At 67.9% G+C, this 22,711-nt stretch carries 22 protein-coding genes; 5 read left to right on the top strand and 17 right to left on the bottom strand.

What is annotated here, in order from left to right; genetic code table 11:
- Nucleotides 1–182: 182 nt before the first annotated feature.
- A complete protein-coding gene (locus PV768_RS06030; RefSeq protein ID WP_421092532.1) occupies nt 183–1,289 on the top strand; it encodes a S1C family serine protease in 1,107 nt (368 codons plus the stop codon).
- A 12-nt stretch (nt 1,290–1,301) separates the two neighbouring features.
- Nucleotides 1,302–1,607, top strand: a complete 306-nt coding sequence (locus PV768_RS06025; RefSeq protein WP_157241291.1) for a hypothetical protein — start codon at nt 1,302–1,304, stop codon at nt 1,605–1,607.
- Nucleotides 1,608–1,689: 82 nt separating this feature from the next.
- Here the strand turns inward: PV768_RS06025 and PV768_RS06020 are convergent, their stop codons facing one another.
- Together PV768_RS06020 and paaZ are read right to left on the bottom strand one after the other, a co-directional pair.
- Nucleotides 1,690–2,085: a VOC family protein gene (locus PV768_RS06020; protein ID WP_231754862.1), complete on the bottom strand. Its 396-nt coding sequence runs from the start codon at nt 2,083–2,085 to the stop codon at nt 1,690–1,692.
- A gap of 245 nt (nt 2,086–2,330) precedes the next feature.
- On the bottom strand, nt 2,331–4,442 hold the full coding sequence (gene paaZ / locus PV768_RS06015) for a phenylacetic acid degradation bifunctional protein PaaZ (protein ID WP_421092531.1): 2,112 nt from the start codon (nt 4,440–4,442) through the stop codon (nt 2,331–2,333).
- Nucleotides 4,443–4,587: 145 nt separating this feature from the next.
- Here paaZ and PV768_RS06010 point away from each other — a divergent pair, with 145 nt between their 5' ends.
- Nucleotides 4,588–5,049 (top strand): PaaI family thioesterase, encoded by a 462-nt coding sequence (locus tag PV768_RS06010; RefSeq protein WP_157241285.1) that lies wholly within the window; start codon nt 4,588–4,590, stop codon nt 5,047–5,049.
- On the opposite strand, the gene PV768_RS06005 is transcribed toward PV768_RS06010, so the two are convergent.
- Genes PV768_RS06005 through PV768_RS05995 form a run of 3 tightly spaced genes read right to left on the bottom strand, consistent with a single transcriptional unit; the run spans nt 5,046 to nt 8,645 of the window.
- Nucleotides 5,046–7,250: a S1 family peptidase gene (locus tag PV768_RS06005; RefSeq protein WP_421092530.1), complete on the bottom strand. Its 2,205-nt coding sequence runs from the start codon at nt 7,248–7,250 to the stop codon at nt 5,046–5,048. The genes PV768_RS06010 and PV768_RS06005 overlap by 4 nt on opposite strands.
- On the bottom strand, nt 7,247–7,975 hold the full coding sequence (locus PV768_RS06000; RefSeq protein ID WP_421092529.1) for a tyrosine-protein phosphatase: 729 nt from the start codon (nt 7,973–7,975) through the stop codon (nt 7,247–7,249). The genes PV768_RS06005 and PV768_RS06000 overlap by 4 nt, the downstream gene beginning before the upstream one ends.
- Before the next feature lie 49 nt (nt 7,976–8,024).
- On the bottom strand, nt 8,025–8,645 hold the full coding sequence (locus PV768_RS05995) for a GNAT family N-acetyltransferase (protein ID WP_421092528.1): 621 nt from the start codon (nt 8,643–8,645) through the stop codon (nt 8,025–8,027).
- Between the two features lie 76 nt (nt 8,646–8,721).
- On the opposite strand from PV768_RS05995, the gene PV768_RS05990 reads away from it, so the two are divergent.
- A complete protein-coding gene (locus PV768_RS05990) occupies nt 8,722–8,955 on the top strand; it encodes a DUF6480 family protein (RefSeq protein ID WP_421092527.1) in 234 nt (77 codons plus the stop codon).
- On the opposite strand, the gene PV768_RS05985 is transcribed toward PV768_RS05990, so the two are convergent.
- The 5 genes from PV768_RS05985 to PV768_RS05965 form a co-directional block, all read right to left on the bottom strand.
- Complete coding sequence (locus PV768_RS05985; protein ID WP_421092526.1) at nt 8,952–9,851, bottom strand: 3-hydroxyacyl-CoA dehydrogenase family protein; 900 nt, start codon at nt 9,849–9,851, stop codon at nt 8,952–8,954. The genes PV768_RS05990 and PV768_RS05985 overlap by 4 nt on opposite strands.
- Nucleotides 9,851–10,684 carry an enoyl-CoA hydratase/isomerase family protein gene (locus PV768_RS05980; protein ID WP_421092525.1) on the bottom strand — a complete coding sequence of 278 codons (834 nt, stop codon included), beginning with the start codon at nt 10,682–10,684 and terminating at the stop codon, nt 9,851–9,853. The genes PV768_RS05985 and PV768_RS05980 overlap by 1 nt, the downstream gene beginning before the upstream one ends.
- Nucleotides 10,684–11,910: a thiolase family protein gene (locus PV768_RS05975; RefSeq protein ID WP_157241279.1), complete on the bottom strand. Its 1,227-nt coding sequence runs from the start codon at nt 11,908–11,910 to the stop codon at nt 10,684–10,686. Before PV768_RS05975 ends, PV768_RS05980 begins: the two co-directional genes overlap by 1 nt.
- 120 nt (nt 11,911–12,030) lie before the next feature.
- Nucleotides 12,031–12,708, bottom strand: coding sequence for a pentapeptide repeat-containing protein (locus tag PV768_RS05970; RefSeq protein ID WP_421092524.1), 678 nt, complete (start codon nt 12,706–12,708; stop codon nt 12,031–12,033).
- Entirely contained in the window at nt 12,708–13,166 is a 459-nt protein-coding gene (locus PV768_RS05965; RefSeq protein WP_421092523.1) for an SRPBCC family protein, read from the bottom strand. Before PV768_RS05965 ends, PV768_RS05970 begins: the two co-directional genes overlap by 1 nt.
- A 143-nt stretch (nt 13,167–13,309) precedes the next feature.
- Here PV768_RS05965 and PV768_RS05960 point away from each other — a divergent pair, with 143 nt between their 5' ends.
- The gene (locus tag PV768_RS05960; protein WP_104998934.1) at nt 13,310–13,486 is read left to right on the top strand and encodes a CsbD family protein; all 177 of its coding nucleotides are present in this window, start codon (nt 13,310–13,312) and stop codon (nt 13,484–13,486) included.
- A 117-nt stretch (nt 13,487–13,603) separates the two neighbouring features.
- Here the strand turns inward: PV768_RS05960 and PV768_RS05955 are convergent, their stop codons facing one another.
- The 7 genes from PV768_RS05955 to PV768_RS05925 all read right to left on the bottom strand — a co-directional run bounded on the left by PV768_RS05955 (nt 13,604) and on the right by PV768_RS05925 (nt 22,711).
- Nucleotides 13,604–14,659 carry a DNA polymerase IV gene (locus tag PV768_RS05955; RefSeq protein WP_421092566.1) on the bottom strand — a complete coding sequence of 352 codons (1,056 nt, stop codon included), beginning with the start codon at nt 14,657–14,659 and terminating at the stop codon, nt 13,604–13,606.
- 197 nt (nt 14,660–14,856) lie between these two features.
- Nucleotides 14,857–16,317: an amino acid permease gene (locus tag PV768_RS05950; RefSeq protein ID WP_421092522.1), complete on the bottom strand. Its 1,461-nt coding sequence runs from the start codon at nt 16,315–16,317 to the stop codon at nt 14,857–14,859.
- Nucleotides 16,318–16,492: 175 nt separating this feature from the next.
- On the bottom strand, nt 16,493–16,828 hold the full coding sequence (locus PV768_RS05945; protein WP_321214320.1) for a Rieske (2Fe-2S) protein: 336 nt from the start codon (nt 16,826–16,828) through the stop codon (nt 16,493–16,495).
- Entirely contained in the window at nt 16,825–19,344 is a 2,520-nt protein-coding gene (nirB, locus tag PV768_RS05940; RefSeq protein ID WP_421092565.1) for a nitrite reductase large subunit NirB, read from the bottom strand. The genes PV768_RS05945 and nirB overlap by 4 nt, the downstream gene beginning before the upstream one ends.
- Before the next feature lie 20 nt (nt 19,345–19,364).
- The gene (locus PV768_RS05935; RefSeq protein WP_421092521.1) at nt 19,365–19,712 is read right to left on the bottom strand and encodes a molybdopterin oxidoreductase; all 348 of its coding nucleotides are present in this window, start codon (nt 19,710–19,712) and stop codon (nt 19,365–19,367) included.
- Nucleotides 19,713–19,970: 258 nt separating this feature from the next.
- Nucleotides 19,971–21,680 carry an ABC-F family ATP-binding cassette domain-containing protein gene (locus PV768_RS05930; protein ID WP_421092520.1) on the bottom strand — a complete coding sequence of 570 codons (1,710 nt, stop codon included), beginning with the start codon at nt 21,678–21,680 and terminating at the stop codon, nt 19,971–19,973.
- 161 nt (nt 21,681–21,841) lie between these two features.
- Entirely contained in the window at nt 21,842–22,711 is an 870-nt protein-coding gene (locus PV768_RS05925) for a metal ABC transporter permease (protein ID WP_321214323.1), read from the bottom strand.

Genomic DNA, 22,711 nt, shown 5'->3' with positions numbered 1-22,711 from the left:
GGGCCCTTCGGCAGTGCCTTCCGGGCAGCCCCGCATCCGCCGGCTCCGGCCCGGCCCCGTCTCGCCGGTGACGTTATCCGCGCGCCGCCGCACGCGACGGAACGCGGATAATAAGCGTGCTTGGTATTTGGCCCGCTCCCCGGCTACCGTGGTAGAAAACCAGCATCCGCAGGGAGGTACCAATGAGCCAAGCCAGCGGTCCGCAGCGTACAGGCCGCCTGCGGACAGTACTTGGAACCACCGCCCTCGCGGCCGCACTGGCCCTCAGCGGCTGCACCGGGACGCCAAGTCCCCCGGCGCCCAGCGACACCACAACCGCCACTCCCACTTCCACCTCCACCGCCACGCCGGGCAGCTCTTCGCCGGCCCCGGCACCGGCCGCGGCAGGCGACATCCCCCAGCTCGTGGAGAACCTCGCGCCGTCCGTGGTGACCATCTTCACCGAGGGCGGCCTGGGCAGCGGCGTTGTCTATTCCGAGGACGGCCTCATCCTCACGAACGAACACGTGATCCGGGGCAACACCACGGTGGAAGTTGCCTTTGCCGACGGCCAGCGGGTGGAGGGAACGGTCAAGGCCACGGATCCTGTCACCGACCTCGCCCTGGTGCAGGCAAAGCGCACCGGCCTGCCCAAACCCGTCTACCAGGCCAACCTGCCGCGCGTTGGTGAGGTGGCCGTGGTGCTGGGCTCTCCCCTGGGCTTCGAGAACACCGCCACGGCCGGCATCATCTCGGGACTGCACCGCTCCATCCCGGGCTCCGCCTCCAACAGCCTGTCCCTCGTGGACCTGATCCAGACCGATGCCCCCATCAGCCCCGGCAACTCCGGCGGCGCCGTCATCAACATGCGCGGCGAAATCATTGGCATCAGCGAGGCCTACATCCCGCCGTCTGCAGGCGCCGTGGCTTTGGGATTCGCCATTCCCGCCGCGACGGCCGTGGAGGTGGCCGAGGAGCTGCTGGCGGACGGCACTGCCGAGCACGCCTACCTGGGCCTCACGCCCGGCGAACTTACGGCCCAGATCGCCGAGCAGCTGGGCATTGACGCCAGTACCGGCGTCGTGGTCCTGGCAGTGGACGACGGCGGTCCGGCGGCACGTGCGGGCATCCGGCCGGGCGACGTGCTGGAGTCGATGGAAGGCGTGGAACTGAACGCACCGGAGAAGCTCCTGGCGGAACTCCGCGGCCGCAACCCCGGCGATACCGTAGGCTTCAAGGTCAAGCGGGGAGGTCAGAGCCTTGACGTCAAGGCGGACCTCATCGCCCGGCCCACAAGTAACACCCGATAGGAAGGTAAGAACATGAGCCACCCCAAGGACGACGCAGAGGCCGGATACATCATTCCGGACCCCTCAAAGATCCGCGAAGACCTAACCGGCGACGCCGGAGACGAAGCCAACGCCATCCGCTTCAGCGAAGAGCAGGCACTGATCGAGGAACAGTCCCACGGCATCCGCCCGGACACCTACAGCGTCCCCTCCGGCGGCCCCACTATGGCGGAGGCCCGGGGCAACATGGACCTTTCCGATCAAAGCGAAAGCGGGCACGGCACCGGCCGCGAGGATGACAGCAGCGACGACGGCCTGCATGGCGGCGCCGAATCCTGACCCCGCTTCCTGCCGAAACGGCAGCAGGGCGCCCCGGAAACCCGGGGCGCCCTTCTGTGTTTTGGGGGCGTTCGCTGTGCCGCTAGAGCTCGTACTCGGCCTGGACGCCCAGCTTCTCGTGGACGCAGAGGATGTTGTGCTCGGTGTCCATGAACCAGGCACATTTTTCTGAGTCGGTTGTGCAGATATGGTTCTCGGTCCTCAGGTTCGGCAGGTCATAATCCTGGAACCTGACGCCCCTGGCCTCCATGTCCCGGACTGTCCTCTCGATGTCCGTCACCTCAAAGCTCAGGGCGGTGTGCTCGGAGTGCTTACCGTCCGAAACCGGCAACAACTGCAGCATCGGGCCGCCGTCGCTGCCGAGCAATTCGCTTCCATCGTCTGCCTTGCCGCGGAGCGGGAGTCCGAGCTTTTCGGTGTAGAACCTACGGGCGCGTGCTGGATCGTCGACTGGCAGGACCGTCGTGGCTGTGTTCATTCTTAGGCTCATAAGGGCCACCTCCTACGGGCAGAATTTTACGCTTCCGCCAGCCAAAAAGATCCCCGCGCTCCCTCACTTCCCGCAGGAAGACCCACACCCTCTCTCACTTAATGCGGCTTAAGCGCCAACGCTCTATCACCTGTCGCCGGCAGGTGATAGAGCGTCCGGAGGAAACCCGCGTTAAGTGATAGAGCGTCCGGGGGAAACCCGCGTTAAGTGATAGAGCGTCCGGGGGGCGTGGGCTACTTGGCGACGAGGGTGAGGACGTCGTAGGTGGCCACGATCTCGTCGTCCTGGTTGGTGAGCACGGCGTCCCAGGCCACCTCGCCGTATTCGTCGGTTTCGCGGGGGGTGATCTTCTTGGCCGTGAGGGTCACCCGGATCGAATCACCTGCGGCCACAGGGGTGATGAAGCGCAGGTTCTCCAGTCCGTAGTTGGCCAGGACCGGGCCCGGGGCAGGCTCCACGAACAGTCCGGCGCCCCAGGCAAGCAGGAGGTAGCCGTGGGCCACGATGCCCGGGAAGAACGGGTTGGCTTCCGCGGCCTCCTGGTTGGTGTGGGCGTAGAACGTGTCGCCGGTGGAGTTGGCAAACGCGGTGATGTCCTCCAGCGTGACCTGGCGCAGGTCCGAGCGGACGGCGTCACCGATCCGCAGCGTCTCCAGCGACTTCCGGAACGGGTGGGTCCCCTCGGTTTCCAGGGTGAAGTTGCGGTCCGCGCCGGCGTGCCACAGTCCGGTGACGGCGGTGAGCATGTTCGGCGAGCCCTGGATGGCCGTGCGCTGCATGTGGTGCATCACCGACCGGATGCCGCCCAGTTCCTCGCCGCCGCCCGCACGGCCGGGACCACCGTGGACCAGGTGCGGCACGGGCGAACCGTGGCCCGTTGACGAACGTGCGTCCTCGCGGTTGAGCATCAGGACACGTCCGTGGTGAGCCGCGATCCCGGTGACAAGTTCGCGGGCCACGGACGGATCGTTGGTGCACACCGAGGCCACCAGGGAGCCGCCGCCGCGGGCGGCGAGGCGGACGGCGTCGGGAATGTCCTTGTACCCGATCACGGACGAAACGGGACCGAACGCCTCGAGCGAGTGCACTTCCTCGGCCTCGGGGTCCTGCCAGTTCAAGACGACGGGCGCCATGAATGCCCCGCCGTCCACCACGCCGGTGGTTCCGTCGGCGGAAGTGACCGACGGCGAATCGAGGGTTCCGTACGCAAGCTCACCGCCGGCGTCGAGCATGGACTGCACGGCCGCGCGCACATCGTTCAGCTGCTCCACCGAGGCGAGGGCACCCATGGTGACGCCGTCGGCCCGGGGATCGCCCAGGACAACGCGCTCGGAGATCCGCGTGCCGATGGCCGCTGAGACTGCGGCAACCAGCTCCTGCGGCACGATGGCGCGGCGGATGGCGGTGCACTTCTGCCCTGCCTTCGCCGTCATTTCCGTGACCACCGATTTTACGAAGGCATCGAATTCAGGCGTCCCTTCCACCGCGTCCGGGCCGAGGATGGCGGCGTTCAGGGAGTCCGTTTCGGAAGTGAAGCGGACCCCGCCCTGGACCACATTGGGGTGGGCCTTCAGGGAAAGCGCGGTGGATGCGGAGCCGGTGAAGGCCACCAGGTCGCGGTAGTCCAGGACGTCCAGCAGCCCGCGGACGGAGCCGGAGATCAGCTGCAGCGAGCCCTTGGGCAGGATGTTCGATTCGACGATGGCCTTGACCACTGCGGCCGCCACGTAGCCGGTGGGCGTTGCGGGCTTGACGATGGTGGGGACGCCGGCGAGGAAGGCCGGGGCGAACTTTTCCAGCATGCCCCAGACCGGGAAGTTGAAGGCGTTGATCTGCACGGCGACGCCGGGGATGCGGGTGTAGATGTGTTCGCCGGCGAAGGAGCCGTCCTTGGACAGGACCTCCATGGGGCCGTCCACCACCACCTGCGAGTTGGGCAGTTCGCGCCGGCCCTTGGAACCGAACGTGAAGAGCACGCCGATGCCGCCGTCGATATCGATCATGGAGTCCACCTTGGTGGCGCCCGTCTGGGCCGAGAACGTGTAGAAGTGCTCGCGCCGGGCATTGAGGTACTGGGCGAGCTCCTTCAGCTTCAGGGCACGCTGGTGGAAGGTGAACCGGCCGAGCTCCTGCTGGCCTGTTGTGCGGCCGTAGCCCACGACCGCAGCCAGGTCCAGCCCCTCAGTGCTCACCTTGGCCAGGATCTCCCCCGTGCTCGCGTCCCTGACGGGCGTCGCGGACCCGGCCGATCCGGCGTCGGGAGTCCACCAGGAATCCATGATGAAGCTGGGCACTGTCTCCACGGTGTCGACCGTGGCCTGGGGAGCTGTGGCGGTGGTGGTCATCGTTGACGGGTCCTTCCAACAAGGGGGCAGGCAGAATCGGCCAATGATTACTGACCGTCCGTTCGGTAATATATTCACCATACATGAAGTGCCGTGCTGCACACTAGAAGGCCGGGACTGAATCCGGCCACCCAAAGGAGAATGTATGAGCGCCCCGTCACCCATGGATGCTGCCGAGAACCAGCCCTCCGCGCACGAGCTGTGGAAGATCACGCTCGGGGAGCTGGACGAGAAGATGGGCGTGAAGATCGTCGAGGAGTCCGTCCAGCGCGTGGTGGCCACCATGCCTGTGGAGGGCAACCGGCAGTCGTTCGGACTGCTCCACGGCGGCGCCTCCCTTGCCGTGGGCGAGGCCGTCGGGTCCTGGGCGGCCGTGATCCACGCGAGCACCCTGGGCAAGACCGCGGTGGGCGTGGACGTCTCGGCCACCCACCACCGCTCCGCACGCGAGGGGCAGATCACCATCACCGCCACGCCCATCCACCTGGGCGGCACGCTCACCACCCACGAGGTACTGATCACCAACGAGGCCGGCCAGCGGCTCTGCACCCTGCGCATCACCAACCTGCTGATGAGGCGGCACAAGAAGCCCGCCGCCGAAGCCTAGTCCCGGGTGCGCTGCCTCCGGCGCCGGACCAGCAGCATGAGCACCGCGCCGGCCGCGATGGCCGCCGCGGCCGCGCCCGCCGCCGGGAGGGCATTGGCGCCGGTATAGGCGAGGTTGCCCCCGTCCGCCGCGTCCCTGGCGCTGCCGCCCGTGTCCGCCAGGCCAGCAGGAGGGGTGGACGCCGGACCGGGGACGACGGCGGCGCCGTCGTCCGCCGCGGCTGGAGCTGTTGGGGACGGGGCCGGGTTTGCCGGGGCTGGATTTGCCGGGACTGGATTTGCAGGGGCAGGTTCGGCCGGTACCGGACCAGCGGCTGCCGGAGGCTCCGGGACGGGAGCCGGGTCGGCAGGCGCTGCCGGAACGGGTTCTGCCGGAGCGGGTTGGGCCGGCGCGGGTTGGGCCGGCGCAACAGGGGCAAACTCGAAATCCGCGGCGCCCGAGACGCTGAAGCCGTTGACCGTCTCCGCCGTGAACTGGAGCGTCTGCCCGCCGTCCGGTGCCGTAAAACTCCAGCTTCCGTCAGCATTCACCGGGACCTCGAACGGCTCCTGCCCCTGGAGGGTAATCCGCACGGCGGACCCGGCAGCAACGGCCGAGGCCGGGGCGGCGGGAACGGTTCCGCTGACGACCTGTCCGGGTTCATAGGCGCCGCCGGGCGCGGGCGAGGAAACCAGCGGCTTGTTGAGGAAGAGCTCCAGTTGGTAGCCGGGCAGGACCTTCAGGGATTCCTCCAAGGTAGCCGCGACGGCGAAGTTGGGCGGCGGGGGTTCGTTGGGCTGGGGGTCGTCGCCGGCGCTGTGCGTCCCTACCGCGTAGTTTCCGCTGATCCACGGACCGCCGGAGTCACCGCCGCTGGATTGCACGTCGTAGGACAGGAAACCGTTGAAGGCGCGGACATCGGCAGGGTCCGCGGGATAGGCGGGTCCTCCCACCAAAAAGATCCCCACGGCGCTCACGGTTCCGCAGGACCATCCCGTCCGCCAGCCCGAACGGCAGACCTCCATGCCAACCACCGGACTGGCGGTGCCGATGATTTTGACGTCCGGTCCCGGCTGCAGCGTGTCACCATGCGTGCTGGCGGCCGGCACCGGGTCCTGGTCAGGGCTGAGCGCTCCGACGACCGCAATGTCGGTTCCCACGTTGCCGGGGTCCTCGAGTGCCACGCCGTCCTGGTCCGTGGGAATGTTGGGGTCCAGCACCCTCGAGTTGCCGGGCCCGCCCAGCTGGCTGAATTCGAAGGCACCCAAGGGCCCGGCAGGCACGCCCTGAAGCAACAGGTCCGCGGTCGTGGCCGCGCCGTCACCTGTGCAGTGCCCGGCCGTGAGGACCGCGGGCAGGCCCGAGGGATCAAACGCGGAAAATCCCGTGGAGCAGATGACGCCTTTGTCCGTTTGGTAACCCACCCCGCCCGGGACGTCCGCCTCAGGCTTAAGGGGCGCGCCGCCGTCGAGCACTACGTTGGCGTACCTCGCGACGAATTCCGACGGCGATATCTTGCCGGGGGCGGCAGTGGTTTCCAGCGTGCCAGGCGGGGTGGAGGGCGCCCCGCCCGTGCCCTGCGTTGCCTGGGCTGCGGCGATGCTGCCCGTCCGGATGACGAATTTGCCGCCGGAATAGACCACTGCCTGCAGGCCGGCGGTTCCGACCTCGCGCAGATAGGCCTGGAACAGCTGTTCGGTGCTCACGGCGATTTGGGATCCGGGAGCGGCCGTCGCCGCAGGAACCGGAGCAGGTGCGGGCTGCGACGCTGAACTGCCGGGCGCTTCAAGGTTGAGGCCAGCCAGGCTGCCGGACAGCCGGTCGACGGCCGACTGCAGCTCGGCCCCCGTACCACTCACGATGATTCTGTTGTCCTGCAGCCTGATGCCTGTATAGCCGGGAACGACGCGCAGCCGGCTGGCGGCAGCAGCTGCCCGGCTGCCCAGCTCCCCTGCCGCATTGAACTGCTCAGGGGTGAGGCCCAGGTCCCGCCGGACCGCGTCGGCGAGGCCCTCCTCCGAAAGCCCGGCGCTCCCCGTTTCCGCGGCGGGTGCAGTGGCAGCAGGGCCGGACGTTGCAGCCGGAGCCGGCGGCGCCGCGTCCTCCGCCTCCGTCATGGCCCAGCCGGGAGCGTAACCCAGGACGGATGCGGCGAGGACGCCGGCGGCGGCGCCCAGGGCAACACCGCGTTTTCCCCGGCGGAACGCTGCACCGGTTCTCATTGTGGTTCCTTGACGCGGGCGGCTCCGCAGAGGGACAGCACCGCATCCAGCTCGGGGACACTCAATCCGTTGGCCAGCAGGAAAGCGCGCGTGTCCAGGGTCCGCACGAAGTGGGCCACGGCTTCTCCGCGCGACTGGAGGAGGGGGCCAAGTTCATCCTCGGGCAAATAGCGTTCCCGTGCATGGGGCGGCCCATGGGTGCGGTAGCGCTCGTTGATGCCGCGGGCTGCGCGCCGGTAGCCGTCGGCAATGTCCTGGCAGGAGTCCCCCGCGAGGTCCTGGACCATGGCGGCCACCATGCCGCTGCGGTCACGCCCGGCCGCGCAGTGCAGCACCGCGCCGCCCCGGACGGAGGCGGCGGCCAGCTCCTTGAAGACGCCCACCAGCTTGCCCGGAAAGAGCCGGGCGTTCTCCGCGTAGTGGGCAGGATCGTTGAGGTAGGGCCCGGCCACCGCGGTGAACTGCGGATGGTTCGGCTCCTCCGTGGGCGCCGAAACGACTGTCATGCCGGACCAGGCCGCTCCGCCCACCACCGGGTCCGTGCTGCGGCGCCGTGCCTCCGCAGCGTTGCGGAGATCGATCACGGTGCGGATGCCGTCGTCGTACGCCTGCTGCCAGCCCGCTTCCGTGAGCCATTCCCGCCGCCCCATCCGGTACACCCCGCCGGCCACATGCCACGCGTTGACAGCACCATGCCAGTCCATGGATCCGCCCGGTTTCCTCATTGGCAAAGTTAATCACACTGGCCACATGAGACGCACGTCATAACGTAGTTCAGCCAAGCCCCTGCCCACGCTGGGCCAGCCTGTACTCGAGGCCGGCCCGGACCATGGGCCATTCGTGCTCCAGGATGGAGTACACCACCGTGTCACGGAGGAGCCCGTCGCGGGTCCGGGAATGGCTGCGGAGCACGCCGTCCTGCTTGGCCCCGAGCCGGGCGATGGCCTCCCGCGACTGGTGGTTGAGCCAGTGCGTCCGGAACTCCACGGCAGGGCAGCCAACAGCCTCGAACGCGTGCCGCAGGAGCAACAGCTTGGACTCGGGGTTCGTGCCGGTGCCGTGGACGGACGCGGCGTTCCAGGTGGAGCCGATCTCCACGCGGGGAGTACCGGCGTCGATATTCATGTAGGTGGTCATGCCGATGATCCGCCCGGGGCCTCCGGTGGCCGGATCGGTCAGCCGGGTGGTGAAGGGCAGCATGGAGCCCTGCTCCTGCAGGGCGAGCCGCCGCTCGATCTCCTCGGCCATCTGCTCCGGCGACGGCACCGAGGTGTACCAGAGCCGCCACAGCTCACCGTCCCGGGCCGCGTCCACCAGGCCGTCGTGGTGATCCCCGGACAAGGGTTCCAGGGTTACATACCTGCCAGTGAGGGTAAGGGGTTCCAGGAAAGTCACGGCACCAGCCTAGGTGCAACCACCACGCCACGGTTACGCTGGGGAAACACCCAGGACGGCGAGCAAGGGAGTTTACGTGTCAGGAACCAATCCGGACCCGGAGGACGACAAGATCACAGGCCTGGAGCCCGGCGGTGGCGTGCCGCCGGGCGAAACGCCTCCCGGTGAAGGGTCGGTGGCAGGCACCCAGGAGCCCCGGCAGAAGGGGTCCGGGAAGGGACAGCAGGTCTTCTGGCTTGGAGCCATCGGAGCCGGCGTGCTGCTGTTCCTCCTGTTCTTCATCGGCTATATCGTCGGGCTTTTCGACTAACCCGCGGTCCCCTGGTTGGGCCAGTCAAAGAAACCCTTGCCGGACTTCCGTCCCAGCTCCCCCCGGGCCACCTTCTCCATAAGGATCCGGGGCGGGGCGAAGCGCTCACCGAGCGTGGAGTGCAGGTACTCGGCGATGCCCAGCCGGACATCCAGCCCCACGATGTCCGTGGTCCGCAGCGGTCCGGTGGGGTGCTTGTAGCCCAGGACCATGGCGTTGTCGATGTCCTCGGCGCTGGCAACGCCCTCCTCCACCATGCGCATCGCCTCGAGGGCGATGGCCACGCCCAGCCGTGAGGACGCGAATCCCGGGGCGTCATTGACCACGACGGCGGTCTTGCCGAGTGCCTCGACCCACCTTTTCGCGGCGGCGGCAAGTTCGGGGGACGTGCGCTCCCCCAGCACCACTTCGATGAGGGTGGACGCCGGGACCGGGTTGAAGAAGTGGAGGCCCAGGAAGTTCCCTGGCCGCTTCAGTTCACCGGCCAGTCCGTTGACGGAAAGCGATGACGTGTTGGAGGCGAGATAGGCGTCATCGGCCAGCCGCTCTTCGATTCCGCGCAGTGAGGTGACTTTCAGGTCCCAGTCCTCGGGAACGGCTTCCACCACCAGCTGCCGGTCCGCGAACGCGTCGTAGTCCACGCCCACGGTGAGCCGGGACGCCATCTCATCGAGGTTCGCGTCCGTCATGCCCCGCTCGATGCTCTTGACAGCGGCAGATTCCACCCGCTCCCGGGCAGCCTCCGCGGACTCGTCGTCGCGCTCCACCACCAGCACGTCGGCACCCTTGACCAGGAAGGCATGGGCAATGCCGGCGCCCATGCGGCCGCCGCCCAGGACACCGACGAAGACGGGAAGACCAGATGGCAGGCCGGGGGCAGGTTGCGATGTGTTCATCAGTTCTTTTCTCCGGTCTCGGCAGCGGCGCTCCCGGCTGCGTTCTTATCGGTCTTCCGGGCCTTCTTGGCTGCGTTCTTGTCCAGGAACTTCTGCATCCGGTCGAACTTGGCCTCGGATTCGAAGAGGATGCCCTGGGCCAGCTGGTCGATCAGGGGGTGTGCTTCCGCAGGGGCGTGGAACACGGACTTGGTGATGCGCACGGCCAGCGGATCCTGCCGTCCGATCCTGTCCGCCAGGTTGTGCGCGGCGTCCAGGAGCACCGCCGGCTCGTGGACCTCGGTAATGAGGTTCACGGCCAGGGCTTCGTCGGCGCCCAGGATCCTGCCCGCCAGGAGGATCTGCTTGGCCACCGGTTCGCCCACCAGTTCCTTCAGCCGCCAGCTGGCGCCAGCAGCGGCGAGGATTCCCAGCCCGGTTTCGGGGTTGCCGATGCGGACACCGGGGGTTCCGATCCGGAAGTCGGCGGCGTACGCGAGTTCCGCCCCGCCGCCCAGGCAGTAGCCGTCAAGTGCCGCGATGACCGGCATGGGCAGCTTGGCGATCCGGACGAAGATGGTGGAGTTGATGCCCTGCAGGGCATCGACCCGGCGCCGCTCGCGCAGCTGGCCGATGTCCGCGCCGGAGGCAAACACCCCGTCCACGCCGGCAATGATCAGCACCTTGGGGTTCTGTTCCAGCGCCGTGCAGACCACATGCAGCTCGTCCACCATCTGCTGGTCGATGGCGTTGCGCACCTCGGGCCGGTTGAGCAGCACCACCACCCGGTCGCCGCGTTCCTCCACCAGGAGGGCGTGGAACTTCTCCGCGGCCAGGTCCACAGCCGCGGGCATCAGACCTTCTCCAGCAGCATCGCAGTGCCCTGGCCCACGCCAATGCACATGGTGGCCAGGCCGATCCTGGCGTCCTCGCGCTCCATGCGCCCCAGAAGGGTGATGGCGATCCGTGCCCCGCTGGAACCGAGCGGGTGCCCCAGGGCGATCGCGCCGCCGTCGTTGTTCACAATGTCCTGTTCCAGGCCAAGGCGCCGGATGCAGGCAAGGGACTGCGTGGCAAAGGCCTCGTTAAGTTCGACGGCGGCAAGGTCGCCTACGCTGAGTCCGCTGCGCTTGAGGACCTTCTGCGTGGCCGGCACCGGGCCGATGCCCATGATCTCGGGTTCACAGCCTGCGGAGGCGCCGTCGATGATCCGCGCGCGGGGCGTCAGGCCCAGCCGCTCGATGGCTGCTTCCGAGGCGACGATGATCGCTGAGGCGCCGTCGTTGAGGGAGGAGGAATTGCCTGCAGTGACCACGGACCCGCCGTGGGTTACCGGTTTCAGTCCTGCGAGGACGTCCAGGGTGGTGCCCTCACGGGGCCCTTCATCGGTGTCCACGACGTTCTCGGACTTGCGGGTCCTGACGGTGACGGGAACGATTTCGTCCTTGAACCGCCCGGCTGCGATGGCGTCCAGGGCCCGCTGGTGGGAGCGGACGGCGAAGGCGTCGGCGTCCTCACGGGAAATGTTGTCCACACGGGCCACCTCTTCGGCAGTCTCCGGCATGGAGTAGGTCATCTTGCCGTCCCGGGACAGCCCGCCCTTGTGGAACAGCGGGTTGGTGAAGCGCCAGCCGATGGAGGTGTCGAAAATCTGCCCGGGCTTCGCGAAGGCGGCGGTGGGCTTTTCCTGGACCCACGGCGCCCGGCTCATCGATTCCACGCCGCCGGCGATCACGATATCCGCGGCTCCGGCCTTGATCATGTGGCTGGCCTGGATGATGGCGCTCAGGCCGGAGGCGCAGAGCCGGTTCACTGTGATCCCGGGGATGTGGAGGGGAAGTCCGGCCAGCAGGGTTGCCATGCGGGCCACGTTGCGGTTCTCTTCGCCGGCCCCGTTGGCATTGCCCAGGATGACCTCGTCAATGCTGTCCGGATCCAGTCCCGCCCGGGCCACCGCCTCCCGGAGAACCAGGGCTGCCAGGTCATCGGGGCGGACCGACGAGAGCGCCCCGCCGTATCTGCCCACCGGCGTTCGGACCCCGCCAACAAGGAAAGCCTGCGGACCTGCGGTTGCAGCCATGGAAACACCCTTCACGCGATAAACGGCACTGTCATCTGCAGCCGGCAGCTCCCCCACTTACCGACCGTTCGTTCTGTAAATAGTACACGGGAGGGCTGATCCGTGGATACCGGATAAGGCCTAGCGGACAGTGAGGCCCAGATGGGCTGCCAGCAGCGGCGCGAGGAGGCCCAGCTGGTACTCATCTATGACCATGCCGGCCACGCTGCCGAGTCCGCTGATGCTCCGGAATTCCGTGCCGCGAACGTCAAAGTCCTTCAGCCTGGCCCCGCTGACATCCAGGGATCCGATGGTGCAGTCCTTCAGCGCCACCCGGGTTGCGGCGGCCGAGCCCAGGTCCAGCTCGTTGATGATGCAGCCGGTGATCAGGACGTCCGTGAGCTTTGCGCCCCGCAGGTTGAGGAAATCCAGCTTGCCGCCGTCGATGTGGACCGACTGCCAGCCGCTCTCATGCAGTTCGGCGGACCCCAGCCGGGGATTGCGGATCTCCACCTCCCGCCAGGTTGACCGCGCCGCCCGGAAAACCGGGGCGTACAGCTCCGCGAGGATGCAGTCACGGAAGGTGGAGCCGCGGAGCTGTGCCTCATTGAATGACGCGCCGCTGAACTCGCATCCGGCAAAGTCGGTGCCGCCCAGCTCCAGCCCGTCGGCAGCCACGCGGCTGTACCGCTCGCCGTCGTACCTCCCGCCGCGCCGGAAGTCCGGCACGGCGACGTCCGTGAGGTTCTCGAGCCGCACGGGAGTGAGCCGCGGCGCAGCCGCGTCGGGGCCGCCCTTCCGCGGGATGCGCGCGGCCACTACAGCGTTTCCGCCTTCGCCGCTATTTCCGTGAGGTCCTTGGCCAGGGCTTTGCGGGTGGCAGCCATGCCCATCCTGCCGAACAGCAGCATCATGATCCTGCTGGCCAGGGTGGGCTTGATGACCTCGGCCCCGAAGGTGAGGGTGAGGTCCGTTCCGCCGTCGCGCGGGGCCAGGCTGAACCGCGTGGTGTAGTCCGCCCCGCCCTGGACTGCCTTGACGGTGGTGCTGCGGTTCCGCTCAGCCTCGGCCACCCACATCTCCACCGTTTCCGCTTTGCCCAGCATCTTCCGGGTCTCCTTCCAGCGGGTCCCCTCACCGTAGGGGCTATCTGTCAGGAGCTGGATCGAGTCCACTCCGGAGAGGGTGGCCGCGGAGCCCGGGATGTCCGTGATGACGGACCAGACTTTCTCGGGTGGCGCCTGGATGTGCTGGGTGAGGCTGAGGCTGTGGTCCATGGTTTCGAGCCTAGCGGCGGGTACGGAGAATCAACAGGCGCTGCCCGCAGCAGGCGCCCAAAGGCTTGAAGTAGTAAGCATGCTTCGTGTTAGTGTGAAAATGCATTGTTTTGGTCAACGGAAACGAAAGGAGGCCACACACCATGGGCCTCGGAGACAAGATCAGTAACGCAGCGGAAGACATGGGCGGCAAGGCCAAGGAAGCGGCCGGCAACGCCACCGACAATGACCGCCTGAAGGCTGAAGGCCAGGCGGACCAGGTCAAGGCTGACGCCAAGAAGGTCGGCGAAAGCGTCAAGGACGAGTTCAAGCGCGACTAGCCCCTGCCTGGGGCAGGCCCGGCCGGACCGGGCGGCTGCAACAGAGCGACACGGCGGTGGATCCTACGGGATCCGCCGCCGTCCTGTTTGCGCGGTACTTGAGGGATCGGGGGCCCGTCACCAGCCGCTGCGGGTGGGGGTGTGCCCCGGCCGGGAGTCGTCCGGCATCGTCATTTCGGCCCGCAGCCCGAGGAGCCTGATGGGGCGGCCCGGCTCGATCTTCGCCACCAGGTCCAGGACCCGGGCGAGCACTTCCGCCGGGTCCGAGGTCTCGGGGATCTTCCGGGCATACGTCTTGGTGATGAACGGTGCATAGCGGACCTTGAGCGTCAGCCCGACCACCGGCCGGCCCTCTGCCGCGACATCCTCCAGCACGTGCGCCGCCAGCTCCCTGACGGCATCGTCAATCTGCCCCGGCCCGGTCAGGTCGCGCTGGAAGGTGGTTTCACGGCTGTGCCCGCGCGCCACCCAGGGTGTGTCATCAACTGTCCGTCCGCCGTCGCCGCGGCCCAGCTGCGCATACCAGGGACCCATCTTCGGGCCGAACTCGGGGACAAGGTCGTCAGGGTTGGACGCTGCCAGCTCGGCCACCGTCCGGATGCCAAGCTTGGCGAGCCGCTGGGACACTTTCGTTCCCACGCCCCACAGCTCGATGGTGGGCCGGCTCCCCATGACGTCCAGCCAATTGCCTGCCGTGAGCCGGAAGACGCCGGCCGGCTTGCCGAACGTCGTCGCCACCTTGGCGCGCAGAAGGGTGTCGCCGATACCCACGCTGCAGTGCAGCCGGGTCGCCCCGAGCACGGCCTGCTGCAGTTGCCGGGCGTAGGCGTCCGGATCATCCGTCTGCACGCCAACAAACGCCTCGTCCCAGCCGAGCACCTGGACGGTAGCGCCCGGCTGCGAGCGCAGCACCGCCATGACCTGTTCGGACGCCTCCAGGTAGGCTTCATGGTCGACCGGCAGGATGACGGCATCGGGCAGTTTCCGCGCGGCGATGCGCAGCGGCATCCCCGAGCCGACGCCGTACGCCCTGGCTTCGTAGGATGCCGTGGACACCACCGCCCGTTCGGTGGGATCGCCGCGGCCGCCGACAATCACCGCCTTGCCCGCAAGCTCGGGCCGGCGGAGCACTTCGACGGCCGCGATGAACTGGTCAAGGTCCACATGCAGCACCCAGGGTTCGCCCACAAGCCCCAGTCTGCCCCGGCGGCGCGCTCCGCACCACCGCTCCGGCACCATCGATTGCTCCGTAGCGGTCCTTTTGAGGCCCCAAAACGGCAGTTGCGGAGCAATCGATGCAGGGAAACGCCGACGGCGGGACTCCCTCCCAAGGGGCGTCCCGCCGTCGTACGTACTGCTTGGGTGAGCCGTTAGCTGTAGAGCGCGCTCTTCGGCTCGTTGTTCTTGATTTTCTGCCAGCCCAGCCACAGGACCACGGCGAAGAACGGGATGGTGGCCAGGGTCCAGAGGCCCAGGTAGAACACCTCACCGCTCTTGCTGGTCATGGTGTCGAAGCCGATCAGGACGGTGATGGCCAGCAGGCCCACCAGTCCGGCCCAGCTGGTCCACGGCGAACCGGGCATCGGCAGGCCGGAGGTGACGCCCTTGCGGCGGCGCAGCACGATCTGGCTGGCGAAGATGGAGCCCCAGCAGAAGATCACGCCGATGGAGGCGGTGTTGAGGGCGAGGTCGAACGCGTGCGATCCGCCCAGCCAGATGTTCAGCAGGATGCCTACCGCGTAGAAGGCAGCGATGGCCAGGATGGCCGCGTACGGGACGTGCCGCTTGGACATCTTGGTGAGCCACTGCGGGGCGTGGCCGTTGTTGGCCATGGTGCGGAACACGCGGCCGATCGAGTACAGGCCGGAGTTGCAGGAGGACAGCGCGGCGGTGATGACGATCATGTTCATCACGTCGCCCACCCAGGCGAGGCCCATCTGGCCGAAGACGGTGACGAACGGGGACGTTCCGGCAACGTACTGGTCGGACGGCAGCAGCATGGCGAGCAGGGTCACGGAACCGACGTAGAACACCACAATGCGGAGGACGACGGCGCGGATCGCCTTGGGCACTTCGCGTTCCGGGTCCTGCATTTCACCGGCGGTGATGCCCACCAGTTCGATGCCGTTGTAGGCGAAGATGACGGCGTTGAGCACCAGGACCATCACCAGGGCGCCCTTGGGGAACATGCCGCCTTCGGCCGCGAAGAGGTTGGCAACCGAGGCGTTGCCGTCGCCCACCCGGGCGTTGGTGACCACCATGAAGGTGCCCACCGCCAGGAAGATCAGGATGGCGCCCACCTTGAGGCAGGAGGCCCAGAATTCGAACTCGCCGAACGCCTTGACGCTGAGCAGGTTCACTGCCACCAGGATGGCCAGGGCGGCGATGGCCGAGGCTTCCACGGGGACATTGGGGAAGAAGAACTGGAAGTACAGGCCGATGGCAATCAGTTCGGCGATGCCGGTCATGCCCCAGTTGATGAAGTACATCCAGCCGGACAGGAACGCGCCCTTCTTGCCGAACATTTCGCCGGCGTAGCTCACGAAGGAGCCGGAGGTCTGGCGGTACATGATGAGTTCGCCCAGGGCCCGCATGAGCAGGTAGGCGATGACGCCCGCGATGGCGTAGGAGAAGATCAGGGCCGGGCCGGTGGAGGCCAGCCGGCCGCCGGCACCCATGAAGAGGCCGACGCCGATGGCGCCGCCCATGGCGATCATGGTGACATGGCGCCGGCCCAGGGTCTTGCTGTAGCCCTCGGCGCTGAGGGTGGGGTCGACGGCGACGGATGGGGCCGTACGGTTCTCGAGATCTGTGGGGGTAATTTGAGGCACAACGATTCCTTGTGGGTTGGGGGTTGGCCGCATCCGGACTACAGCATGATCCAGCTCACAAAATTCGGGCTTACGCCGTTGGGGCGACCGTTTGTGAGCGCAATCCTCCGTAAAGCCGAAGCTTCGCGCGGCTCGTCCATCCTACAAGACGCTGAGGGGTGCTACGTGACGCGCGCTACACAGCGGCCGTCTCAAGCACCATATTCTGCTCCCCGTCCAGGGAAATCCGGTAGGTCCGCAGGGGTTCCGCACCGGTAGTGGAGCACCCCGAGGTGAGGTCAAAAGCGTGCTGGTGCAGCGGACAAATGACCACCTGCCGGTCCACGGTGCCGTCCGCAACCGGCCCGCCGCGGTGGGTACAGACGCCGGAGACCGCCCGCAGTGAACCGTCCCGCAGCCGGAAGACGGCCACCTGCTCGCCGCCGACCCCGAAGGCCCGCCCCTCGCCCAGCGGGATCTGGTCCACCGGGCCCAGGACGTGGGCGTTGGCATGTGTTCCGGTGCTGCTCATCGGACCGGCACCTGCGGGAGGACGGTCAGGGGCAGCGACGTCCTGAACTGCCCGGGCGTTTGCGGGTCACCGCGTTCCCGCCACGGGTCAACGTAGCTGTCCACGGAGGCCTGCATCGCCTCGTCCAGCCGGCCCGCGATCCCCTCCGAATCCTCCACGATCACGGCCCGCAGGTGCTCGATGCCCACCCGCGGGACGAAGGCGTAGGTCCGTTCCAGCCAGTTGGCCTGTTCGCGGTAGTACTGCATGAACCGGCCGGTGAGTACTTTCACCTCGTCCGGATCGTCCACGGTGGCCAGCAGGTCTCCCTTGCGGATGTGGGCACCGGCGGCTCCGCCCACGTAGATCTCCCAGCGGCCGCCCTCCACGGCCACCACGCCCACATCCTTCACCAGCGATTCGGCGCAGTTCCGCGGACACCCCGAGACCGCGAGCTTCAGTTTGGCCGGCGCCTCAAGGCCCTGGAAACGGGATTCGATCTCGATCCCCAGCTTGGTGGAGTCACCGGTGCCGTAGCGGCAAAAGTCCTTTCCCACGCACGTCTTCACCGTCCGGAAGCTCTTGCCGTAGGCATAGCCGGAGGGCATGTCCAGGTCCGCCCAGACCTGCGGCAGGTCCTCCTTGCGGATCCCCAGCAGGTCGATGCGCTGCCCCCCGGTGAGCTTGATCAGCGGGACGTTGTGCTTCTCCGCCACGTCAGCGATCCGGCGCAGCTGCTGGACCGACGTCACGCCGCCCTTCATCTGGGGCACCACGGAAAAGGTGCCGTCCCGCTGGATGTTGGCGTGGACGCGGTCGTTGATGAAGCGCGCGTCGCGTTCGTCGATGTAGTGGTCCCCCAGCATCATCTTGAGCAGCGAGGCGAGCCCCATCTTGGACTTTGCGTCCTCGGCGCCGCCCGGGGCCAGCGCCTGGAACACCGCCGAAACCGACCGCAGGCCGCGGGCCCGGATTTCTGCCATCAGAGCCTGCTTGTCCAGTGGAATGCCGGGGACGTAGTAAGCGGCAGCCGGATCCTCCTCCACGGCCCCGTCCGCCGCCCACTCCACCACCTGTTTCACCAGGAGCTTGCAGGAGCCGCACCCTTTGCCGGCACGGGTGGCGTCCATGGCCCCGGATACCGAGCTGCAGCCGCCCTTCACCGCCCCCACCAGGTCCTTCTTGCTGACGCCGTTGCAGTTGCAGACCTGTGCCTCGTCGTCGAGCTCGGCAACCCCGGTCTCCTCCGCCGGCGTGCCGAGATCGAACATCAGCCCGAGCCGTTCCTCGGGCAGCGGCAGCCCGCGGTCGAACGCCTGGGTCAGGTAGGCCACCTTGCGGCTGTCCCCCAGGAGGGTGGCGCCCACCATCTTGTTGTCACGGACCACGATGGACTTGAAGATCCCGCGGCTGGGTTCCGAAAAGACGATGTGTTCGTCCGTCTCAAGTTCCGGCCCGTGCAGGCCCATGGAGGCCACTTCGACGCCGGCCACCTTGAGTTTGGTGGCCGTGCGCGAGCCCAGGTACGCGGAGCCGGTGTCCGTGCCCGTCACATGGTTGGCCAGCACCACCGCCTGCTCCCACAGCGGGGCCACCAGCCCGTACACCTCGCCGCGGTGCTGGACGCACTCCCCCACCGCGTAGATGTCGTCCTCGTCCTGGACCCGCAGGCTGTCATCCACCACAATGGCCCGCTCCACCGGGAGCCCGCTGAGGACGGCCAGGTCCACGTTGGGACGGATCCCGGCCGCCACCACCACCATGTCGCACCCGATGTCCGGCCGGCCGCGGAGGCTGACGCCGGTCACCCTGTCCCTGCCAAGGACGGCCGTGGTCCGGCAGCCGGTCAGTACCCCGATGCCCAGTGCCTCTACGCTCCGGCGGAGCACCGCACCGCCGTCGGGCCCCATCTGTGCGCTCATCAGGTGGCCGCCGGAGTGGACCACGTCCACGCCCAGCCCGAAGCTGCGCAGCCCGGCAGCGGCCTCCAGCCCCAGCAGGCCCCCGCCGATCACCACGGCGTGCCGGTGGTGTTCCTGCTGCGCGTGGGCAGCCATTTTGCGGGTGTCGTCGATGGTGCGGAAGCCGAAGACGCCCGGCTTGACCGACCCGCCGGGGGTGTAGAGGCCGTCCATGGGAGGAAGGTGGGAGCGGCTTCCCGTGGCGATGATCAGCGTGTCGTAGGGCGTCACCCGGCCGTCGCTGGAAAACACGTGTTTGGCGAACCGGTCGATCCGGTCCGCCCGGACGCCCGCGTGCAGCGTGATGCCGTTGTCCTGGTACCAGGACAGGGGGTTGAGGAAGATGTCTGCGTCGCTCTCCTCACCCGAAAGGACGTGGCTGAGCATGATCCGGTTGTAGTTTCCGTACGGCTCGTCCCCGAACATGGTGATGCTGAACTGCTCCGCACCGCCCCGGGCCAGGATCTCCTCGACCGCCCGGGCGCCGGCCATGCCATTGCCGATGACCACGAGGCGCCGCCGGCTGTCCCGGCCGCCGGACCGGGAGCGCGGCCTGGCCTGGGCCCCGGCTTGCATCTGCTCCGCCACGCTGCCCATCAGTGTTCCACCATCCCCAGGTCGATCACCACAGACCCGTTGAGGCCCTCCGGAGCCGCCAGGTACAGCTCGATCACCGAGCCGCCGTCGATATCCTCCACCACGCGCAGCGGAACATGGACCTCGCTCTTGGCGCCGATGGGGAAGTAGCGCATGGGAACCCCGTTGCGCATGAGCACGACGGCGATCAGCTCACTGCTCGAGTTACCGCCGCGGAAGTACAGCGCCTGGTTGATCACGCCGTCCGGGACATAGTGCGAGAGCTCGCTGTGCAGCGGGACGGGCTTCTCCAGTCCCACGCCCTGGAAGTGGTAGATGCCTTGCAGGAAAAGGTTCTTGGCGATCACGGACAGATCCTTTCGGCCGGCGGAAAGACGGGCATGGGCCCCATTTTCCGCCGCCGATGTTTCCGGCCGCCGGTCCCCCGGTAAAGACTGCTTTACGCGAATCTCACCGGTTTCAGGGCCAGGCTGATGCCCCAAATGCGTAACTTATGCCCTGCCAGGCGGGAGGAAAGCCTGCCAATCCGGACCAACTGCGCCGCTGCGGGGCCAAAAGTGACGCATTCCGGTCGGGATTGCCCCTTGGTTGCCCCAGGCAATCCCCTAAACCGGTGCGAGCACGCCCTTGTCCATGGAATACCGGGTCCAACGTCCGACGGCGGTGTTCCCGGCCCGGGTGCCTTCCAGGGCGCCGGCCCCACCGCTGCTCCGCCGCGCGCACGCCGCGAACCACTCCCGAAGCGCCCTGTCATGGCTGACCATCACCAGGGTCCCGGCAAAGTCCGCCAGCGCCGCCTCCAGCTGTTCCACCAGCACGGGCGCCAAGTGGTTGGTCGGCTCGTCCACCACCAGGGTGCCGTAGCCGCCCAACAGCAGCCGGGCCAGGGCAAGCCTGCGTTGCTGGCCGGCGGACAGGCTGCCGACGGGCACGTGGAACTCGCTGGTGCGGAAGAGGCCGAGGCGGAGGAGGGCCTCGGCGTGCTCGTCGATGTTGCCGCCGAGGCCCGCGGCGAAGGCCGGCAGCAGGCGCAAGGCGGGCCGTTGCGGCAGCTCCAGTTCCTGCTGCAGGTAGCCGACGCGTTCGGGCCGCGTGACGGAGCCGGCAGCTGGTTCCAGGGTTCCGGCAAGGATGGAGAGCAGCGTGGACTTGCCCGCGCCGTTGGGCCCGGTGATCAGGATCTTCTCGCCGGCGCCCGCCTGGAAGTCTGTGGTTTCCAGCCTGCCGGGCACGCTCACCCCGCGCAGTGCCAGCACCGGCGTACCCTCCTGCGCTGCCCCGGAAGGCGCGGCACCTGAGTCCGCGGCCAGATCGACGTTCAGCCGCAGGGGTACCGGCGGCCGGTCCACGGGGCTGGCTTCGAGCCGGCGCAGCCGCTCCTGGGCGTTCCGGACCTGGCTGCTGGCGGCCTTCTGCCAGGTGCCGGCCTTGAAGTCGAAGCCCATCTTGTCGCCGTCGCGCTTGCGGCCGTAGCCCATGGTCCCGGCAACAGTTTCTGCCTGCCGCTTTTCGGACTCCATTGCATCAATCCAGGTGTGGTACTGCTGGACCCAGCGCGCGCGTTCGGCTGCCTTCTCCCGGAGGTAGCCGTCGTAGCCGTTGCCGTAACGGGTCACGGCGCGGCGCTCGGCATCCACCTCAATGATGGTGGCCGCCACCTTGCGGAGGAGCACGCGGTCGTGGGACACCACCACCACCGTGCCGCGGTGGGCCGCCAGCCGGTCCTCCAGCCAGGCGGTTCCGCGGGCGTCCAGATGGTTGGTGGGTTCGTCCAGGAGCAGGATGTCCGCCGGATCGGCCAGGACACAGGCCAAGGCCACGCGTTCCTGTTCCCCGCCGGACAGGGATCCCAGCACCCGGTTCCGGTCCAGGCCGCCCAGGCCCAGCCGGTCCAGGGCGGCCTCCACCCGGTGTTCCGCGGCGTAGCCTTCGCGCAGCTGGTACTCCGTCTGCAGCCGGCCGTAGGTGTCCAGTTCGTCGTCCCCGGCGTCGGCGAGGTTGGTTTCCAGCCGGTCAAGCTCCGCTTCGAGGGCACGCAGCGAGGCAAGGGAAGCGTCGACGGCGGCGCCCACGGTGAAGGACTCGGGCAGGCCATGGGTCTGGGCCAGGTAGCCCACCCTGCCTTGGATCACCACGGCGCCTTCGTCAGGCGCTTCGAGGCCGGCCAGGATCCGGAGCAGGGTGGATTTGCCGGCACCGTTTTCGCCCACCACGGCAACGTGCTCGCCGGCCGTAATCACCAGGCTGATGCGCTCCAGCAGCCGGCGGTCGCCATAGCCATGGGAGACGTCCGAAAGGTTAAGGTGTTCAGTCAAGGGAAGTCCTCGCAAAGTTCCGCAGTGTGGCCGCCGGAGCTGAACGGGACGTTTCATCCAGCGCTCGACGGCGGCCTTGGTTTGGGAGAACAGCCTGGCGCAGGGCCGGGGCTGCTGGTCAGGACTTCATCGCTCCAGACTGCCCCGCGTGAAGCCACGAGTCAAGCTGCAGCGAGGGCCGCCGCCTTCCTGCGCCGGGCCTTCGCCAGGCGGGTGCCGATCAGGCCCTGGCGCGGGCTGAAAAGGTAGACGACGGCGAACACCACTCCCTGCGTCAGCACCACCATGGCGCCCGAGGCCGTGTCCAGGTAGTAGCTGACGTAGATGCCGGTGATCGAACAGAGCGCCGAGACCACCGGGGCGATCACCAGCATCCGGGAGAACCGGTCCGTGAGCAGGTAGGCCGTGGCGCCGGGGATGATGAGCATGGCCACCACCAGGACAACGCCCACGGTCTGCAGCGCCACCACCGACGTCAGGGCCAGGAGGCCCAGCAGCAGCGCCCCGAGCCTCCGCGGGGACAGTCCGATGGCGTGCGCATGCGTGGGATCGAAGGCGTAGAGCGTGAGGTCGCGGCGCTTGAGAATCAGGATGGCGAAGGCCACCACGCCCAGCACCAGCACCTGGATGAGGTCCGGAATGCTGACGCCCAGCAGGTTGCCGAAGATGATGTGGTTCAGGTCCGTCTGGCTGGGCGTCACGGAAATCAGCACCAGGCCAAGGGCGAACAGCGAGGAGAACACGATGCCGATCGCCGCGTCCTCCTTCACCCGGCTGGTATTGCGGACCACCCCGATCAGGGTCACGGCGATCAGGGCGAACACCAGAGCGCCGAGCGCGAAGGGGGCGCCCACAATGTAGGCCAGGACGACGCCGGGCAGCACCGCGTGGGAGACGGCGTCGCCCATGAGGGACCAGCCGATCAGCACCAGCCAGCAGCTGAGGACGGCGCAGACGACGGCGGCGAGCGCCGTGGTGACGATGGCCCGGACCATGAAGTCGTAGCTGAGGGGTTCGAGGAGGAGTTCCAC

The organism is Pseudarthrobacter sp. CC4 (assembly GCF_048957775.1).
Classification (GTDB): Bacteria; Actinomycetota; Actinomycetes; order Actinomycetales; family Micrococcaceae; genus Arthrobacter.
Note: the sequence above shows the minus strand (reverse complement) of the source record. Positions and strands in the feature narration are given on the sequence as shown.

Excerpts from the sequence above, each read along its gene's own strand:
- PV768_RS06030 (WP_421092532.1), top strand. The coding sequence starts at position 183 with ATGAGCCAAGCCAGCGGTCCGCAGCGTACAGGCCGCCTGCGGACAGTA.
- PV768_RS06025 (WP_157241291.1), top strand. The coding sequence starts at position 1,302 with ATGAGCCACCCCAAGGACGACGCAGAGGCCGGATACATCATTCCGGAC.
- PV768_RS06020 (WP_231754862.1), bottom strand. The coding sequence starts at position 2,085 with ATGAACACAGCCACGACGGTCCTGCCAGTCGACGATCCAGCACGCGCC.
- paaZ (WP_421092531.1), bottom strand. The coding sequence starts at position 4,442 with ATGACCACCACCGCCACAGCTCCCCAGGCCACGGTCGACACCGTGGAG.
- PV768_RS06010 (WP_157241285.1), top strand. The coding sequence starts at position 4,588 with ATGAGCGCCCCGTCACCCATGGATGCTGCCGAGAACCAGCCCTCCGCG.
- PV768_RS06005 (WP_421092530.1), bottom strand. The coding sequence starts at position 7,250 with ATGAGAACCGGTGCAGCGTTCCGCCGGGGAAAACGCGGTGTTGCCCTG.
- PV768_RS06000 (WP_421092529.1), bottom strand. The coding sequence starts at position 7,975 with ATGAGGAAACCGGGCGGATCCATGGACTGGCATGGTGCTGTCAACGCG.
- PV768_RS05985 (WP_421092526.1), bottom strand. The coding sequence starts at position 9,851 with ATGAACACATCGCAACCTGCCCCCGGCCTGCCATCTGGTCTTCCCGTC.
- PV768_RS05980 (WP_421092525.1), bottom strand. The coding sequence starts at position 10,684 with ATGCCCGCGGCTGTGGACCTGGCCGCGGAGAAGTTCCACGCCCTCCTG.
- PV768_RS05975 (WP_157241279.1), bottom strand. The coding sequence starts at position 11,910 with ATGGCTGCAACCGCAGGTCCGCAGGCTTTCCTTGTTGGCGGGGTCCGA.
- PV768_RS05965 (WP_421092523.1), bottom strand. The coding sequence starts at position 13,166 with ATGGACCACAGCCTCAGCCTCACCCAGCACATCCAGGCGCCACCCGAG.
- PV768_RS05960 (WP_104998934.1), top strand. The coding sequence starts at position 13,310 with ATGGGCCTCGGAGACAAGATCAGTAACGCAGCGGAAGACATGGGCGGC.
- PV768_RS05945 (WP_321214320.1), bottom strand. The coding sequence starts at position 16,828 with ATGAGCAGCACCGGAACACATGCCAACGCCCACGTCCTGGGCCCGGTG.
- nirB (WP_421092565.1), bottom strand. The coding sequence starts at position 19,344 with ATGCAAGCCGGGGCCCAGGCCAGGCCGCGCTCCCGGTCCGGCGGCCGG.